Genomic DNA, 16,711 nt, shown 5'->3' with positions numbered 1-16,711 from the left:
TGAAAATTCAGATTTTTGGGATGAAATGCAAGGCGCCCGGCGCGCAGCAACCGGAATGTACCCAGGTACATGAGGATTGCGAGCACCGCGCAACGCCGCAGTTCGCCCAAAAAATGAATTTGCAGCCATGCATCAGACGGTAAAGGGGTATTCGCGCAACAGCTCCATCGCGCGCTGGCCCCGCTCGCCAAGAAAAAAGTTGCGGATAAAGGGATGCGGAAAGGCAATCACGTCCCGCGGCGGGCCGCTGACAATGACCTGCCTGTCGGCCAGCACGGAAATGCGCGTGCTGAGCTCGAACAGCGTGTCCAGGTCGTGCGTGACCATCACCACCGTGAGCTCCATGTCGCGGTGCAGCGAACGCAGCAAGGCACAGAAGCTGTCGGAGCTTTCCGGGTCCAGCCCGGCGGTTGGTTCGTCGAGCAGCAGCAGCGGCGGATCCATGATCAGGGCGCGCGCCAGCGACACCCGCTTGACCATGCCGCCGGACAGGTCGGCCGGCATCTTGTCGGCATGTTCCGGCGCCAGGCCAACCATCTGCAGCTTGACCATGGCCGCCTCACGGATCAGCGAGTCCGGCAGGGTCTTGAGCTCGCGCAGCGGGAAGGCGATGTTTTCCAGCACCGTGAAGGCCGAAAACAGCGCCCCGTGCTGGAACAGCATGCCCACGCGGCGCGCGGCGCCGCGTTTGCCGAGCTCGGCGGCCGGCCTGCCCAGCACGGTGATCTCGCCGCGGGTCGGTGCTTCCAGCCCCAGCATCTCGCGCAGCAGCACGGTCTTGCCGGACCCCGAGCCGCCGACCAGCGACATGAACTCGCCGCGTTCTATGCGCAGGTTCAGGTCCTGGTGAATGACGGCCTCTTTCTTGCCGTTTTTGAACACCGTCCACAGGTCGCGGATGTCAACAATGGCATCACTCATTGCGCATACCCCGGCGTTGTTCCGAATGAAGGCGGGATTCCCCACGTCCAGCAGGGGCCGCGGAACCGGCTTTGCCGGGCCGCAGGCGCAGCGCCCTCTCGGGGGGCAGAGAGCTACACGTAGTGACGGGCGTGGGGGTCAACGTGCGCAGCGAAGGGCCGCCCCGAGCAAGCACAGCCCCCTCGGGGGGCAGCGTAGTACGCGCAGCGACAAGCGTGGGGGCCCTGTTCATATGCCGATACTCTTGAACAACACTGCAAAAAGTGCATCGACCAGGATGACCACCGTGATCGAGGTGACCACGGACGCCGTGGTGCCCTGGCCCAGGCTTTCGGTGTTGGGTTTGACGCGCAGGCCGAAATGGCAGCCGATCAGCGCGATCAGCACCCCAAACACCACCGACTTGGCGGTGGCCAGCGTCAGGTTGGCGGCATCCACCGCCTCGGGCAGGGCATTGATGAAGAAAGACGGCGTCACGCCCATGACGAGGTCGGCGGCGAGCATGCCGCCGAGCAGGGCTGCGATGGTGGTCCAGGCGCTGATCAGCGGCATCACGATGGCCAGCGCCATGGCGCGCGGCATGACCAGCCGGTAACTGTGCGCAATGCCCATCACGCGCATGGCATCGAGTTCCTCGGTGACGCGCATCACGCCGATCTGCGCCGTGATGGCCGAGCCGGACCGCCCGGCGATCAGGATGGCGGCGAGCACCGGCCCGAGCTCGCGGATCAATGAGATGCCCAGGATGTTGACGATGAAGGCATCCGCGCCGAACTGGCGCAACTGCTGCGAGATCAGGTAGGCGAGCACCACACCGATCAGGAAGCCGACCAGGGCGGTGATCGGCAGCGCCGTCGCACCGATGTGGTACAGGTGGCCGGAGAGGTCGCGCCAGGGGCCTTCGCGCGGATTTTTGACCAGCTTGATCAGGTTCAGCAGCAGCCGGCCCACCAGGACCAGCAGGTCCGCGCCGTGATCCAGCACCTTCAGAACGCCTTCGCCCAGCGACAGGAAATTTTCCCGGAAACCCGGGGCCGGCGGCTCGGGCCGGTCGGCACTGAACTGGGCCACACGGTCCAGCACCGCGCGTTGCGGCGGCAGGACCTCCAGCTTGTCGGGCCATTTCCGGCCCCAGTGGTCCCACAGCACCTGTGCGCCCAGATGGTCGAGCGACCCGATCTGGCGCAAGTCCCACAAGGCGGTGCCGGCTGCGGCAGCATCCAGCGCGCTCAGCTGGCGCGTCAGCGCCTGCCACGCCGGCTGGGCCGTCAACTCGGCGGCCGTCCACGGGCCCAGCACCCGATAACACGCGCCTTCGGGCGTGTCTTGCGGGTCGATGTGCGGAGCAGATTCGCGCGCGGCGTCGTCCTCCGGAGATGGCATGGTGTCGATAAGTGCAAACAGCTTGAGATCGGTAGTCGAAACGGGGCGGCGACCCGCCACACATCCGCCGTGGCCGCCAGTTCGATACATATTAATCCAGCAAGCGGCAGGGGGCTACAGCATTCTTCCTCAATACACCGCCCGCCCTGTCCTACAACACAGTTCCCGGCATGCCCGGCGCAGGGCCGCCGCAGACAGGAAAGCACGGCCGTCAAAAATGATTCATCAGACTGACTTGGGATCGACTTGTTCGATTGCGATCATCAGCGGATCAATCACCTCAGGAGCCCAACGATGTATGGTTTGAGTAACAAGGCAATGACGGTGGCAGCCTGCTGCTTCCTGTCAACCCTCGCGTCAGCACAAGTTGACCCGAGGCCCACCTTGAAAATTGCGGTGCAGCAAGTTGCCACGTCAGGAACCCTGTCGCCCCTGCGCGAGCAAAGCAACGTGGGATCCCGAAGTTTTCCCATGTTTTATTCCGCCCTGATCGACCTCAAACGGCAGGGTGATCTGGCGCCTGTGCCGGGCCTGGCCACCGCATGGAAGCGTATTGACGAACGCACCGTGGAGCTCAAGCTGCGCAAGGATGCACGCTTTCACAACGGCGATGAAGTGACCGCCGATGATGTCGCTTTCACGTTTGGCCCGGAGTACATGTTCGGCGGCACCCAGCCTTTGCGCGCGGGAGGCATTGCCACCACGATCAAAACCGACAACTCGAAACCGCCATCCGTCAGCGTTTACAAATCATCGGGGCCCGCCCTGCCGCCAGAGGTGCCGGCCATTGCACGCCGCCTGTGGCCGTCGCTGGAACAAGTGAAGGTGATCGACAAGTACACGGTGCGGTTCATCAATGCCGTCCCCGACGTGACCATGGAGGGACGTATCGCACGCTCCGGCTCGGAGATCATCTCCAAACGAGCCTTCCTGGCCTCGAAAGACTGGGCATCGTGGGCACGAAGCCCGGTCAGCGCCGGACCTTACAAGGTCAAGGAGTTCAAGCCAGACAACTTTCTGGTCCTCGCCGCTCATGACGCCTACTTTGGCGGCAAACCGCCGGTTCGCGAGATTCGTTACCAGGTGGTGCCCGAGGTGTCGGGACGGGTCAACGGCTTGCTCAGTGGGGAATACGATTTCGTCACCGACATCCCGCCGGATCAGATCAAGACCATCGAAGCCAACCCCAAGTATGAAGCCGTGGGTGGCCCGCTTCTGAACCACCGGCTTGTGGTGTTTGACAAAAACCATCCGCAACTGGCCAACCCGAAAATCCGGCTGGCCATGGCGCATGCCATTGACCGCGATGCCATCGTTCAGTCGCTTTGGGCCAACCGGACCAGCGTGCCCGCCGGCCTTCAGTGGGAGTTCTACGCGGGCATGTTCCAGAAAGACTGGACCGTGCCCAAATACGACCCCCAACTTGCGGCCAGGCTGATCAGGGAGTCTGGCTATAAGGGCGAGTCCATTCCCTACCGTGTACTCAACAACTATTACACCAACCAGGTGCAAACTGCCCAGGTCATGGCCGAAAACTGGCGTGCGGTGGGCTTGAATATTGACATGCAGATGAAGGAAAACTGGCAGCAGATCTTCGACAACACCAAACCCCGCGGCATCCGGGACTGGTCCAACTCGGCCCCCTTCAACGACCCGGTCAGCTCCATCGTCAACCAGCATGGCCCCAACGGGCAGCAGCAGCAGATGGGCGAATGGAGCAACGTTGAGTTCAACACCTTGTCGTCACTGCTGGAAACATCCACAGACATGAGCAACCGGCAACGCGCCTTCCGCCGCATGCTCGAGATTGCCGAGCGCGAAGACCCTGCGTACACGGTATTGCACCGCAACGTTGTGTTTTACGGCAAGCGCAAGGACATCGGCTGGAAGTGGTCGCCCACCTTCACCATGGACTTCACGGCGGCCAACCTGCAGCTGCCGAAAAAATGAGCGCCCTGCTTCGCGTCGCAGCGGAGGAATCGCTGCGGCCATTTTTTCAACCGACCGGTCCTGACGGTGCCATCCGGACCGCACCGACCGGCAAACCCCTGGTGAGCATCCGGGACCTGCGTGTGGCGTTTGATGATGGCGCAAGCCATGTGCCGGTCTTGCATGGCATCGATCTGGACATTCACCGTGGCGAGGCGCTTGGCATCGTGGGCGAGTCGGGTTGCGGGAAAAGCGTGACCTGGCTCGCGGTGCTGGGCTTGCTGGGCCCGCGTGCGCAAGTCAGCGGATCCATCCATCTGGATCAGCAGCCCATTCACGGCCTCGCCAACGACGACCTCGCCGCCATACGCGGCAAGCGTATTGCCATGATCTTCCAGGATCCCGCCTCCGCGCTCAACCCGATACACCGGGTGGGCCGGCAAATCACCGAAGCGCTGAAGCTGCACCGTGGTCTGCGGGGTCAGGCGGCCCACACCGAGGCGCTGCGTCTGCTGGAGCGGGTACATATTCCCAACGCCCGGCAACGGTTCGACGCCTATCCCCATGAAATGTCAGGCGGCATGAACCAGCGCGTGATGATTGCCATGGCTTTGGCAGGTGAGCCGGACATGCTGGTGGCCGATGAACCCACCACGGCGCTCGATGTCACCATCCAGGCACAAATCCTCGACCTTTTGCGAGAAATCCGCGAGGACAGCGGCATGGCCATGGCGCTGATCTCGCATGACCTGGGGGTCATTGCCGAAGTCTGTGATCGAGTGATGGTGATGTATGCCGGTCGCATGGTTGAGCAAGCGCCCGCGCGCAGGCTGTTCGACGCCCCGCACCACCCCTACACCCGGGGCCTGATGTCCGCATTGCCCGATCTGGCAGCGCCACAGCGTCGACTCATCGCCATCGCGGGAAGCGTGCCCGAAGCCGGACGCCTGCCCAAGGGCTGCAGTTTTGGTCCCCGCTGCGGGCAGGTCCACGCGCGCTGCAAAGAAGCACTGCCCCCCACCCGGGAAGTGCACGCAAGGCATCACGTGGCCTGCCAGCTCCCGGTGGCCGCATGACCGCCTTGCTCGAAGTCAATCACCTGGTCCGTCATTACCCTGTACGCCAACCGGGCAGCCTGTGGGGCAAGCCGGCAACGCTGCGCGCAGTCAACGACGTGTCGTTCCATCTCCCGCCGGGCAAGACACTGGGACTGGTCGGCGAATCAGGTTGCGGCAAGTCCACCACGGCCCGTCTGGTCCTGGGCTTGCTTCCCCCCACCAGTGGTGAGGTGCTTTTTGAAGGCTCGCCCGTGCCTGCCCGCAACGGCGCTGCCTGGCGCGCCCTGCGACGCCGCATGCAGATGGTTTATCAGGACCCGCTGGGGGCGCTGGACCGGCGCCTGCCGGTGGCGACGCAGGTGGCAGAACCCCTGCTCGTCGTTGGACAAGGTACAGCCGCTGAGCGCAAGGAACAGGCCCGCGACCTGATGTCTGCCGTGGGTCTGCCGCAACACCTGTTCGAGCGCTATCCGCACGAACTTTCTGGCGGGCAACGCCAGCGTGTCGTGCTGGCACGGGCTCTGATACTGCGACCCAGCCTTCTCGTTTGCGACGAACCCATCTCGGCGCTGGATGTTTCCATCCAGGCCCAGGTGATCAATCTTCTGCAGGATATGCAGGAACAACGCCACGTTGCCCTGCTGTTCATCAGCCACGACCTGAAAGTAGTGCGCCAGGTCAGCGACGAGGTGGCCGTGATGTATCTGGGCCGCATCATTGAGCAAGGGCCGCCCGAAGAGCTTTTTCAGCGCCCTCTTCACCCTTACACCCAGGCGCTGGTTTCGGCTATTCCGTCCCCATGGCGCGGGAAATCAGAGCGGCGCATCATGCTTGAAGGCGATCCTCCGAATCCAGTCAATATTCCGCCGGGCTGCGCCTTTCATCCGCGCTGCCCATCGGCCATGCCTGTGTGCAGCCAGCAGCGCCCGGAGCTCGCGGCCGTGGACAGCGGCAGGCTGGCAGCTTGTCATTTGCTGACACCGACCAGCACGGAGACCGCATGCTGAACTTCATCGTTTCAAGGCTGTCCAGGGCATTGCTCACGATATTTCTGGTACTCACCTTTGCATTCTTCATCTTGCGTATGTCGGGCGACCCGGCCATGCTCATCATGTCGCCCGATGCACCGCCGGAAGCCTTGATTGCTTTCAGGCAAGGCTGGGGCCTGGATGCACCGCTGTGGAAGCAGTACCTCGGCTTTTTCAAGAATCTGCTGCAGGGCAACTTCGGGCAGTCCATGCGCGACAGCAGCCCCGCCATGGACCTGGTGATTGAGCGCATTCCCGCCACGCTGGCCCTCGCCTTGCCGGCTTTTGCACTGAAGCTGTTGATCGGCATTCCTGCCGGCATCTTTGCGGCGCTGCATCGCAACTCATTGGCCGATCGACTGGTGATGAGCTTGTCTGTGGCTGGCTATACGGTGCCGAGTTTCGTTCTGGGCCTGGTACTGGTCCTGATTTTCGCTGTCCGGCTTGACTGGCTGCCGAGCGGCGGGCATGACAGCTGGAAACATGCCGTGCTGCCCATCATCACGCTCAGCCTGGGCGGCGCCGCTGTTCTGGCACGCTTCACCCGCTCGGCCATGCTGGAAATCATGGGCCAACCGTACATCCGCACTGCGTCGGCCAAGGGTTTGCCGTGGCGTGCGGTGGTGCGCGCGCATGCACTCCCGAACGCATCCATCCCGATCGTCACAGTGGCCGGTTTCATGGTCGGCAGCCTGATCGCCGGTGCGGTGGTGGTCGAGAGCGTGTTCTCCTGGCCGGGTGTCGGACGCCTCCTGGTTTCTGCCGTGGCCAACCGCGACCTGGCCGTGGTTCAGTGCATTTTGCTGCTGGTGGCCGCCACGATGGTGTGCTCCAACCTGATCGTGGATGCACTGTATGGCTTGATCGATCCACGCCTGGGCAGCGCCGATGCCCCCAAGTCCGGACACTGATATGACCGACAACGTCACCGTTCTCTCGCCGCCCGTGCCTGCGGTGCCACTGGCTCCTTTGGCTCCCGCGGCGCCTGCACCAGCGCCTGCCATGGCCCAAGGGGCCGCGCCCCGCCACGCGTTATCCCGTCTTTTGAAGGCGTGGCCCCCTTTGGTGATGTTCGGCATAGCCTGGGTGCTGGTCATGCTGGTGGTCGCCTTGTTTGCCGACGTACTGGCGCCGATGAGCTACAGCCACCTCGACCTCAAGGCAAGGCTCGCGCCGCCCAGCTTCATGGGCGGAAGCGCCGAGCACTGGCTGGGCACGGATGAACTGGGGCGCGATGTCCTCTCACGCCTGGTGATTTCGGTGCGCATCAGCCTGCTGGTGGCTTTTGTGAGCACCGTGCTGTCAGCGTCCGTCGGTGTGCTGCTGGGTATTCTGGCCGCTCACTTCAGGGGCTGGGTTGAGCAAGTCGTTCTCACCTTGATCGACTTTCAGGCCTCCATGCCGTTCATGATCATTGCGCTGGCAGTCCTCGCCTTCTTTGGCAACACGCTGCCTCTGTTCATCGCCCTCATGGGCTTTTATGGCTGGGAGCGCGCCGCGCGTATTGCACGCGGACTCACCATCGCCGCCAATGAGCAGGGCTATGCCGCTGCGGCACGCGAAATCGGCGCCTCGCCGCTGCGCGTCTATGGCGCGCACGTTCTGCCGAACATCGCCAGCACCTTGATCGTGAGTGTGACACTCACTTTTCCAGAGGTGATTCTTCTGGAGTCTGGCTTGTCCTTTCTCGGTCTGGGGGTTCAACCTCCCATGACCAGCCTGGGAAACATGGTGGGCTATGGCCGCGAATATCTGCAAACCGCGCCATGGATTCTGCTGGCGCCCAGCGCGGTCATCGTCCTCACCACTTTTTCCGTGAGCATGGTCGGCGACTGGCTGCGCGACCGGCTCGACCCGACACTTCGCTAACCCTGTACCAAGGCTCTTATGAAACAACGAAAAAACGTCCTGCTCGTCGTGGTTGACCAGTGGCGCGGCGACACGCTGCCCATGCTGGGACATCCGGTGGTGAAGACCCCGAACATTGAAGCTCTGGCCGCTGAAGGCGTGACCTTTGCCCGCCACTACACCCAGGCCGTGCCCTGTGGCCCGGGTCGTGCCAGCCTGCTCACGGGACAGTACATGATGAACCACCGGGCGGTGCAAAACACCATTCCGCTCGATGCCCGCCATACCAACATCGCCTTTGAAACGCGCAAGGCGGGCTACGACCCGGCGCTGGTCGGCTACACGACCACCACGCCAGACCCCCGCGTGATCTCGCCAAACGACCCGCGCTTCACTGTGTTGGGCGCGGACATGGAGGGCTGGCGCCCGGTCGGTTCCTGGGGCATGAAGATGGAGGCTTACTTTTCCTGGGTGGCGTCGCAGGGCTTCAAACTGCCAGTCAATCCGTGGGATATCTGGCGGCCGGAAGGGTTGGCGCCACACGAGGTCAATGCCACCAACAAGCCCAGCCGCATACCCGCTGAACTCTCCGACACCGTGTGGTTCACGGATCGGGGGCTCGACTATTTGCGTGGTTCGCAGCACAAGCCCTGGTTTCTGCATCTGGGCTACTACCGCCCGCACCCACCGTTTGCGGCACCCGCCCCTTACCATGACATGTACGACCCCGCGGATTGTCCAGCACCGGTGCGGGCAGCGTCGGCCGAGGCAGAATCCGCACAGCATCCGATGCTGCGTTTTTATGTCGAAAACATCCAGAGCAGCAATTTTTTCCAGAATGGCCAGGGTCTTGGCAGCGCGATGAGTGAGGCCGAAGTACGCCAGATGCGCGCCACCTATTACGGACTGATGACCGAGATTGACACCCAGCTGGGCCGCGTGTTCCAGTTCCTCAAAGACACCGGTCAGTGGGACAACACCTTGATCATTCTGACCAGCGACCACGGCGAGCAACTCGGTGACCATCACTTGCTGGGCAAGATTGGTTACTTTGACGAGAGCTACCATATCCCGATGATCGTGCGGGACCCCCATGCCGAGGCGAATGGAACGCGCGGCTCCATCATCGGTAATTTCACCGAAACGGTGGACACCATGCCTACGGTGCTGGACTGGCTGGGTCTGCCCTCGCCCCGTACCTGCGATGGCCACTCACTGCTTCCATTCCTGCGCGAAGGGCAGGCCCCGTCAGACTGGCGCACGGAGGTGCACTACGAGTACGACTACCGCAACATCTTCTACTCAAAACCCCAGGATGCGCTCGGCCTGAAAATGGATGCGTGTTCACTGGCCGTGACCCAGGACGAGCACTACAAGTACGTCCACTTTCCTGCCCTGCCACCCCTGTTCTTCGACCTGAGCAAAGACCCCGATCAACTGCACAACGTGGCGAACGACCCGGCCTACGCTCCCCAGATGTTGATCTATGCGCAAAAAATGCTGAACTGGCGACTGTTGCATGCTGATCGCACCTTGACCGGCTACGCCGCCTCTCCAGAAGGACTGTTGTCTCGTCTATGAGTACCGCAACGCTCATGGCACGTCACGAGGTGCTGGTGTTTGACCTGGACGGCACACTGATCGATTCAGCCGGCGACATCTCCAGCACACTCAGCCTGGCACTGCAGGATTGCGGTCTGGCGCCCTTGCCGCCGGGTGAGAGGTCGCCCGATCTCTTCAGCCCGCTGGAGGGAATCGTGCAAACCGTGCTGCAAACCCGCGAGGAAACGGCGGTCACGACCGCGGCCGTGGTGTCAGCCTACCGCATGCGCCAGCAGCAGAGTACCTACGCGGCCTCCACCCCTTACCCAGGGGTGCTTGAACTGTTGGGCAAGTGCCGTCAGCGGGGTCAGCGTATGGCGGTGTGCACCAACAAGCTACACAGTGAAGCCTTGCGCATGCTGGAGCATTTCAGTTTGATGGGTTTTTTCAGCCATGTGATCGGAGGCGGCAGCACCGCCAACGCCAAGCCCAGCCCGGACCCACTGCTGCTGGCGCTCGAGCAGCTAGGCGCCCATCCTGCCGAAGCGCTGATGTTTGGCGACACCCATGTGGACGCCCTATGCGCTCACCAAAGCAAGGTGCAGTTCGTCTGGCACCAAAGCGGTTACGGGGGCGAGGAAGTCCTGCAACATCCTGTGGCGGGACGATTTCAATCCTTTTTCGAACTCGACGCATGACGTGCCGCCGGTAGGCAGTGAAAGTGAACGCGCGTGGGGGTGAAGCCTCACCCCCAGACCGCCTCGATCGCCTGCCAGGCACTGGCCACCACCGGCGCCTGGCGCTGCGCGCTCAGGCTGACAAAACTCAGCACGCTTTGCAGGCTGACCTGGTCGGCAATCACCAGGCCTGCAGCGTGCGACTCGCGGATGGCGATCGAGTCGCGCACCAGGCTCAGGCCCACCCCGGACTTGACCAGGTCCAGCATGGACGCCTCCTGGTCCACCAGCGCCACCCGGTGCGGCTCGACGCCCAACGGACCGAACACACTGGCCAGCAGCCGGTGGTGCGCCGAGGCGGGCGGCGTGGCAATCCAGGGCAGCGCCGCCAGGGCTTTCCAGTCCTTGCCACGCACCTGCGGCCCCCAGCCAGCCGGCGCCAGCACCCGGTAGGTGAAGTGCGTCAGCTCCCGGACGGCAAAACGTGCCGCCCGGTCGGGCGCCTGATCCGCTCCTGAATGTATAGCTGCTGGCGCTTTGGTGGAAAGGGCTGCAGCCTGATTTTTCATGAAATCACGGGTCTCCCCCAGCGGGTGGGCCGGCGTGCCGAGGTAAAAGCCCACATCGAGCTCGCCCCGGTCGATTTGCGCCAGCACCTCGCCGCTCATGGCTTGGCGCAGTTCGGTTTCCACCTGGGGCGCGGTTTCCACCAGCACCTTCAGGAAAGCCCCGAGCCGGGTGAACTCGGGGTCGAGGATGGTGCCTATGCGCAGGCGGCCGCGCACTTGGCTGTGCAGGCGGGCCGCGGCGTTTTTGAAGTCGCCCTGCGCGGCGAGCACTTTTTCGGCCAGCGGCAACAGGGCCGCGCCGTCGCGCGTCAGGTTCATGCCCTGCGCGCTGCGCTTGAACAGTGTCAGCCCCGTGGCAGCTTGCAGGCCTTTAATCTGCAGGCTGACGGCCGGCTGTGTCAGGGCCAGCTTGTCGGCCGCGCGAGACAGGCTGCCCTCGCGGGCCACCGCCACAAAAATCCGGAGTGTGTGGATGTCCATTATTAGAAATATTTATAACACTTCTGAGAAATTCAAAGTAGCAAAAGCTGGCCCAGTGCGCTAATCTAGTGGGTTAGTCACAGGTTAATTGCAGGAGACAACCCATGAATGATATGAGCCACCCAAATATGAACAGCAGCGTCCAGGCCATAGGCCACGCCATCAACGGACGCCCCGTGCCCGGCCACTCCGGGCGCGAGCAGGACGTCTTCAACCCCGCCACCGGCGCCGTGACCGGCCGCGTGGCGCTGGCCAATGCGACCGAGGTGGCCACTGCCGTCAGTGCGGCCCAGGCTGCCTTCCCGGCCTGGGCCGACACACCGCCGATACGCCGGGCGCGAGTCATGTTCAAATTCCTCGAACTGCTGAACCAGAACAAGGACACCCTGGCCCACATGATCACCGCCGAACACGGCAAGGTGTTCACCGACGCCCAGGGCGAGGTCTCGCGCGGCATCGACATCGTCGAATTCGCCTGCGGCATTCCGCAGTTGCTCAAAGGCGACTTCACCGACCAGGTGAGCACCGGCATCGACAACTGGACGCTGCGCCAGCCGCTCGGCGTGGTGGCCGGCATCACGCCCTTCAACTTCCCGGTGATGGTGCCGATGTGGATGTTCCCGGTGGCGATTGCCGCGGGCAACTGCTTCGTCCTCAAGCCCAGCCCGATCGACCCGAGCGCCAGTCTGTACATGGCCGAGCTGCTCAAGCAGGCCGGCCTGCCCGATGGTGTGTTCAACGTCGTGCAGGGCGACAAGGAAGCGGTCGATGCCCTCCTGGTGCACCCGGACGTGAAGGCCGTGTCTTTCGTCGGCTCGACACCGATTGCCAACTACATCTATGAAACCGGCGCGCACCATGGCAAACGTGTGCAGGCGCTGGGCGGCGCGAAGAACCACATGGTGGTCATGCCCGACGCGGACCTGGAGCAGGCGGTTGACGCGCTGATAGGCGCCGGTTACGGCTCGGCCGGCGAGCGCTGCATGGCGATCTCGGTCGCGGTGCTGGTCGGCAACGTGGCTGACAAACTCGTTCCCATGCTGGCGGCGCGCGCCAAAACCCTGGTCGTGAAGAACGGGATCGAGCTCGATGCCGAGATGGGTCCCATCGTCACGGCCGCGGCACACAGCCGCATCACCGGCTACATCGACACCGGCGTCAAGGAAGGCGCGAAACTGCTGGTCGACGGCCGCGGCTTCACCGGCCAAAGCGCGGGCGCCGGTTGCGACCAGGGCTTCTGGATGGGCGGCACACTGTTCGACCATGTGACCCCGGAGATGAAAATCTACAAGGAAGAGATTTTCGGCCCGGTGCTGGGCTGCGTGCGTGTCAAGGATCTGGCCGAAGCGGTGAACCTGATCAACGCCCACGAGTTCGGCAACGGCGTGAGCTGCTTCACGCGCGACGGCAATGTGGCGCGCGAATTTTCGCGCCGCATCCAGGTCGGCATGGTCGGCATCAACGTTCCGATTCCCGTGCCCATGGCCTGGCACGGTTTTGGCGGCTGGAAAAAAAGCCTGTTCGGCGACATGCATGCCTACGGCGAGGAAGGCGTGCGTTTTTACACCAAGCAGAAGTCCATCATGCAGCGCTGGCCCGAGAGCATTGGCAAGGGCGCGGAATTCGTGATGCCAACCGCAAAATAAGTACCCCCCGAAGCGGCCTGCGGCCGCCTCCCCCCTCGGGGGCGCCACCTGCGGCCCGGCATAGCCGGTTCCGCGATGGCCTTGGTATGGGACTAACCCGAGGTGGCGCTTAGCTGTGTTGGGAGCGGCAGAACAAGCTCTAAAAGCAGTACAAGAAAAACGATGAGACAAGAAGCATGAGCGAAAACATCTTTGACTACATCATCGTCGGGGGCGGCACCGCCGGTTGCCTGCTGGCCAACCGCCTGAGCGCCGACGCGTCCAAACGTGTGTTGCTGATCGAGGCCGGCCGCAAGGACGACTACCACTGGATCCACATCCCGGTCGGTTACCTGTACTGCATCGGCAACCCGCGCACCGACTGGCTTTACAACACCGAACCCGACGCCGGCCTGAACGGCCGCACCTTGCGTTACCCGCGCGGCAAGACGCTGGGCGGCTGCTCCAGTATCAACGGCATGATTTACATGCGTGGCCAGGCGCGCGACTACGACCGCTGGGCCGAACTCACCGGCGACGATACCTGGCGCTGGGACCATGTGCTGCCGGGCTTTCGCAAACACGAGGACCACTACAAACTCGATGTGCCCAAAGGCAAGGCAGAGGCGGTGGTCAATGAAAACTTCCGGCGACTGCACGGCCACAAGAGCCAGCACACCACCAGCGAAGGCCTGGCGCGCAAGATGGGCGGCGAGTGGCGCGTTGAAAAGCAGCGCCTGCGCTGGGACATCCTCGACGCGTTTGCGGCGGCGGCGCAGCAGGCGGGTATCCCGGCCACCGACGACTTCAACGGCGGCAACAACGAAGGCGTCGGTTATTTCGAGGTCAACCAGAAAAGCGGCTGGCGCTGGAACACCGCCAAGGCGTTTTTGCGCCCCACTTGTTTTGCACGCCCCAACTTCGAGATGTGGACCGGCGCACAGGTCAGCAAACTCCTTGTCGAGCGCCAGGACGACGGCAGCCAGCGCTGCACCGGCGTCGAGGTCTGGACCGGCCACGAACGCGTGCAGGCCTTTGCCACGCGCGACTCTGGCAAAGCGCAGGGCAAGCTGGGCGAGGTCATCCTGAGCGCCGGCAGCATCGGCTCGCCGCAAATCCTGCAGCTCTCGGGCATAGGCCCGGCGGCGCTGCTGCAGCAGCACGGCATCCCGGTGCTGGTGGACCTGCCCGGCGTGGGCGCCAACCTGCAGGATCACCTGCAGATCCGCTCGGTCTACAAGGTCAACCCCGTCGCAGGCAGCAAGGCAAAAAACTTCACGCTCAACACCTTGGGCAGCTCGCTCTGGGGCAAGGCCAGAATCGGCCTCGAATACGCGCTCAAACAGACCGGCCCGATGAGCATGGCGCCGTCGCAGCTCGGCGCCTTCACGCGCAGCTCGCCGGACCAGCCCTGGCCCAACATCGAGTACCACGTGCAGCCGCTGTCGCTCGACGCGTTTGGCGAGCCGCTGCACAGCTTCAATGCCTTCACCGCCAGTGTCTGCAACCTCAACCCCACGAGCCGCGGCACGATTCAGATCAAGAGCGGCAACTTTGAAGACGCGCCCGCCATCGCGCCCAACTACCTCAGCACCGCCGAGGACCGGAAGGTGGCGGCCGACTCCCTGCGTGTCACGCGCCGCATCGTGAGCCAGAGCGCCCTGGCCGGTTACCAGCCCGAAGAGTTCCGCCCCGGCGTGCAGTTCCAGAGCGATGAAGACCTGGCGCGGCTGGCCGGAGACATTGCAACCACCATCTTCCACCCGGTGGGCACCACCAAAATGGGCAAGGCCGATGACCCCCTGGCCGTCGTCGACGCCCATCTGCGGGTGCGCGGGGTGACGGGGCTGCGTGTGGTGGATGCCGGCGTGATGCCGCTGATCACCAGCGGCAATACCAATTCACCGACCCTGATGATTGCGGAAAAAGCCGCGCAGTGGATCCAGGCCGGAAATTAAGGCCCCCATGATCGCGTTATTCCGCTCGTTCTGAGCTGTCGACGGCTGCCCGCCGGGGTTTCAAACAAACAGTACACGCAGTGACAAGCGTGGGAGCTTGGTTCATTGCCCGATCAACGCAGCGATGGTCACGCCATCACCTCTCTGGTTGCTGGCGCGCAACTCGTCAGCGCAGGTGATCCAGCTCTTGATCTGCGAGACCCAGCCTTCCGCCTCGTCATCGGCCGGCGGTGCCTTGCCCTTCATGGCCAGCGCCACAGGTTCGGGCCCGCAGCGGGCCTGCGCCGCATCGATGAAGCCGAGCCGGTAAGACACCGCGGTCAGCAGATGCTGCTCGGCCAGCCAGCGCGGGCTGATGACAAACAGGTCTGTCGGCGCAGTGGCATTCATCTTGTCGAGGATGACACGCGGCGTGCCCAGCCCCGACATGTAGTTTTCAACCGTGCGCGCAATCTGGCTGACATACGCCGACTGCTGGTCGATGCCGCCCTCCTTGACCTGGACATAAATGCGGTGCACGCCAAGCGTTGCACCGCTGGACACATGGCGGGTCACGCCACTCATCCACAAAATGAAACAGGCGCTGTAGCAGCGCGCGCCACGGGCCACATGGGTGGCGGCGTAACTCTTGTCAAGCAGGTGGGCGATCTTGATGGCCTCCACCACATCACCGCCCGATGAATCCAGGTAGACCATGCGTGCGAAGCGCCCGTAGTTGTCGGGGTGCCGGACAAACTCGATGATCCTGGCGTAGTCGCCTTTCTCGATGGTCCCCTGGATCAACACGCCGCGCTGGTAGGCCGAGATATCGGCAGCCGCTGCAGGCAGCCATGCACCGGCAAACGCGCTGATCAAAAAGGTGACGATGGCTCGCATCATGAGGGTCTCCTGTCATCAGCCGGAAGGACTGAACAGAAGTCATCTTAGGAGGGCGCTGCGCCAGCGTCAGTCATCAATTACCGGGGTGGCGGTAACTTATTTACCGCCCGGTTTTCAGCGTGGCGGCCGGGGAGAGAACCTGCGACTTATCGGTGCGGCGGGTGCACGCAAAATGAAAACCTTAGGCCCACTACTTGCCGCGCAACACCATGTTGTCCCCGGACAGCACGATTTCGAACCGGGACAGGAAGCTCTGCCCCAGCAGGGCCATCGAGGGATCGGCTCCCACCAGCCCCACGCCGACCCGTGTGCCCGAGACGCTGGCCGGCCCGACCGACACCGTGACACCCTTGACGATCCGGCCCTGCAGTTCGCCGCTGGCGGTCCGGAAGGTAGTCGCCTCGCCCGGCGCCATGCCGGCGGTCCGCGCAAACTCCTGGCTGACCACCACCAGCGATGCGCCGGTGTCCACCAGAAAAGTGACAGGCCGGCCATGGACCTGTCCCCGCGCGTAAAAGTGGCCGTCCCGGGCACGCGGAATCAACAGCTCACCGGTCACTGAAACGGTCAGCGGCGGCGGCTTCAACACCTCGCGCATCACGGCGTACAGGGCCCCCATGACCCCCAGCCAGAAAAGCAGGATCACCAGCGGTCCCCACCGAAGGCCCGCACCGGCCGGGCGGGCCTGTTTCGTGCTGTTGCGGTCCGGATGTCTCATGGGTGGTTGGCTTGACGGGGGTGGTCTGCGCGGAAGGGCTAGTACTGCGTCCGGGGCCATGATAATGGACCAGCCTTCCTCACCACCCCAAAGCCC

14 protein-coding genes are annotated in these 16,711 nt (G+C 63.4%); 9 read left to right on the top strand and 5 right to left on the bottom strand.

Annotated features, from left to right (window positions below; translation table 11 throughout):
• Positions 1-132: 132 nt before the first annotated feature.
• Both PSV40_RS08625 and PSV40_RS08620 read right to left on the bottom strand, forming a co-directional pair.
• Positions 133-921, bottom strand: a complete 789-nt coding sequence (locus PSV40_RS08625) for an ATP-binding cassette domain-containing protein (RefSeq protein WP_300536554.1) — start codon at positions 919-921, stop codon at positions 133-135.
• Between the two features lie 228 nt (positions 922-1,149).
• Positions 1,150-2,304, bottom strand: coding sequence for an ABC transporter permease (locus PSV40_RS08620; protein ID WP_300536605.1), 1,155 nt, complete (start codon positions 2,302-2,304; stop codon positions 1,150-1,152).
• Positions 2,305-2,775: 471 nt separating this feature from the next.
• Here PSV40_RS08620 and PSV40_RS08615 point away from each other — a divergent pair, with 471 nt between their 5' ends.
• The 7 genes from PSV40_RS08615 to PSV40_RS08585 are packed head-to-tail and all read left to right on the top strand — an operon-like array spanning position 2,776 to position 10,407.
• The gene (locus PSV40_RS08615) at positions 2,776-4,254 is read left to right on the top strand and encodes an ABC transporter substrate-binding protein (RefSeq protein WP_300536552.1); all 1,479 of its coding nucleotides are present in this window, start codon (positions 2,776-2,778) and stop codon (positions 4,252-4,254) included.
• The gene (locus PSV40_RS08610) at positions 4,251-5,309 is read left to right on the top strand and encodes an ABC transporter ATP-binding protein (RefSeq protein WP_300536550.1); all 1,059 of its coding nucleotides are present in this window, start codon (positions 4,251-4,253) and stop codon (positions 5,307-5,309) included. Before PSV40_RS08615 ends, PSV40_RS08610 begins: the two co-directional genes overlap by 4 nt.
• A complete protein-coding gene (locus PSV40_RS08605) occupies positions 5,306-6,298 on the top strand; it encodes an oligopeptide/dipeptide ABC transporter ATP-binding protein (protein ID WP_300536548.1) in 993 nt (330 codons plus the stop codon). The genes PSV40_RS08610 and PSV40_RS08605 overlap by 4 nt, the downstream gene beginning before the upstream one ends.
• Complete coding sequence (locus PSV40_RS08600; RefSeq protein ID WP_300536546.1) at positions 6,292-7,230, top strand: ABC transporter permease; 939 nt, start codon at positions 6,292-6,294, stop codon at positions 7,228-7,230. The genes PSV40_RS08605 and PSV40_RS08600 overlap by 7 nt, the downstream gene beginning before the upstream one ends.
• A gap of 1 nt (position 7,231) precedes the next feature.
• Positions 7,232-8,188 carry an ABC transporter permease gene (locus PSV40_RS08595; RefSeq protein ID WP_300536544.1) on the top strand — a complete coding sequence of 319 codons (957 nt, stop codon included), beginning with the start codon at positions 7,232-7,234 and terminating at the stop codon, positions 8,186-8,188.
• A gap of 18 nt (positions 8,189-8,206) precedes the next feature.
• Positions 8,207-9,748 (top strand): phosphoric/sulfuric ester hydrolase PehA, encoded by a 1,542-nt coding sequence (gene pehA, locus PSV40_RS08590; RefSeq protein WP_300536542.1) that lies wholly within the window; start codon positions 8,207-8,209, stop codon positions 9,746-9,748.
• Complete coding sequence (locus tag PSV40_RS08585; protein WP_300536541.1) at positions 9,745-10,407, top strand: HAD hydrolase-like protein; 663 nt, start codon at positions 9,745-9,747, stop codon at positions 10,405-10,407. The genes pehA and PSV40_RS08585 overlap by 4 nt, the downstream gene beginning before the upstream one ends.
• Before the next feature lie 47 nt (positions 10,408-10,454).
• On the opposite strand, the gene PSV40_RS08580 is transcribed toward PSV40_RS08585, so the two are convergent.
• The gene (locus PSV40_RS08580; protein WP_300536540.1) at positions 10,455-11,435 is read right to left on the bottom strand and encodes a LysR family transcriptional regulator; all 981 of its coding nucleotides are present in this window, start codon (positions 11,433-11,435) and stop codon (positions 10,455-10,457) included.
• A 128-nt stretch (positions 11,436-11,563) separates the two neighbouring features.
• On the opposite strand from PSV40_RS08580, the gene PSV40_RS08575 reads away from it, so the two are divergent.
• Both PSV40_RS08575 and PSV40_RS08570 read left to right on the top strand, forming a co-directional pair.
• Positions 11,564-13,081, top strand: a complete 1,518-nt coding sequence (locus tag PSV40_RS08575) for a CoA-acylating methylmalonate-semialdehyde dehydrogenase (protein ID WP_300536603.1) — start codon at positions 11,564-11,566, stop codon at positions 13,079-13,081.
• Positions 13,082-13,257: 176 nt separating this feature from the next.
• The gene (locus PSV40_RS08570; protein ID WP_300536539.1) at positions 13,258-15,018 is read left to right on the top strand and encodes a GMC family oxidoreductase N-terminal domain-containing protein; all 1,761 of its coding nucleotides are present in this window, start codon (positions 13,258-13,260) and stop codon (positions 15,016-15,018) included.
• Positions 15,019-15,120: 102 nt separating this feature from the next.
• Here the strand turns inward: PSV40_RS08570 and PSV40_RS08565 are convergent, their stop codons facing one another.
• Complete coding sequence (locus PSV40_RS08565; RefSeq protein WP_300536538.1) at positions 15,121-15,897, bottom strand: hypothetical protein; 777 nt, start codon at positions 15,895-15,897, stop codon at positions 15,121-15,123.
• Between the two features lie 190 nt (positions 15,898-16,087).
• A complete protein-coding gene (locus PSV40_RS08560; protein ID WP_300536536.1) occupies positions 16,088-16,615 on the bottom strand; it encodes a TIGR02281 family clan AA aspartic protease in 528 nt (175 codons plus the stop codon).
• Between the last annotated feature and the right edge of the window lie 96 nt (positions 16,616-16,711).

This window comes from Polaromonas sp. (assembly GCF_029945925.1).
In the GTDB taxonomy this organism is placed as follows: domain Bacteria; phylum Pseudomonadota; class Gammaproteobacteria; order Burkholderiales; family Burkholderiaceae_C; genus Polaromonas.
The sequence above is the reverse complement of the archived record's forward strand: the minus strand, read 5'-3'. Positions and strand labels throughout refer to the sequence as shown.

Coding starts and splice junctions, on each gene's coding strand:
- PSV40_RS08575 (WP_300536603.1), top strand. CDS start 11,564: ATGAACAGCAGCGTCCAGGCCATAGGCCACGCCATCAACGGACGCCCC.
- PSV40_RS08625 (WP_300536554.1), bottom strand. CDS start 921: ATGAGTGATGCCATTGTTGACATCCGCGACCTGTGGACGGTGTTCAAA.
- PSV40_RS08585 (WP_300536541.1), top strand. CDS start 9,745: ATGAGTACCGCAACGCTCATGGCACGTCACGAGGTGCTGGTGTTTGAC.
- PSV40_RS08595 (WP_300536544.1), top strand. CDS start 7,232: ATGACCGACAACGTCACCGTTCTCTCGCCGCCCGTGCCTGCGGTGCCA.
- PSV40_RS08560 (WP_300536536.1), bottom strand. CDS start 16,615: ATGAGACATCCGGACCGCAACAGCACGAAACAGGCCCGCCCGGCCGGT.
- PSV40_RS08615 (WP_300536552.1), top strand. CDS start 2,776: ATGTTTTATTCCGCCCTGATCGACCTCAAACGGCAGGGTGATCTGGCG.
- PSV40_RS08610 (WP_300536550.1), top strand. CDS start 4,251: ATGAGCGCCCTGCTTCGCGTCGCAGCGGAGGAATCGCTGCGGCCATTT.
- pehA (WP_300536542.1), top strand. CDS start 8,207: ATGAAACAACGAAAAAACGTCCTGCTCGTCGTGGTTGACCAGTGGCGC.
- PSV40_RS08570 (WP_300536539.1), top strand. CDS start 13,258: ATGAGCGAAAACATCTTTGACTACATCATCGTCGGGGGCGGCACCGCC.
- PSV40_RS08620 (WP_300536605.1), bottom strand. CDS start 2,304: ATGCCATCTCCGGAGGACGACGCCGCGCGCGAATCTGCTCCGCACATC.
- PSV40_RS08580 (WP_300536540.1), bottom strand. CDS start 11,435: ATGGACATCCACACACTCCGGATTTTTGTGGCGGTGGCCCGCGAGGGC.
- PSV40_RS08565 (WP_300536538.1), bottom strand. CDS start 15,897: ATGATGCGAGCCATCGTCACCTTTTTGATCAGCGCGTTTGCCGGTGCA.
- PSV40_RS08600 (WP_300536546.1), top strand. CDS start 6,292: ATGCTGAACTTCATCGTTTCAAGGCTGTCCAGGGCATTGCTCACGATA.
- PSV40_RS08605 (WP_300536548.1), top strand. CDS start 5,306: ATGACCGCCTTGCTCGAAGTCAATCACCTGGTCCGTCATTACCCTGTA.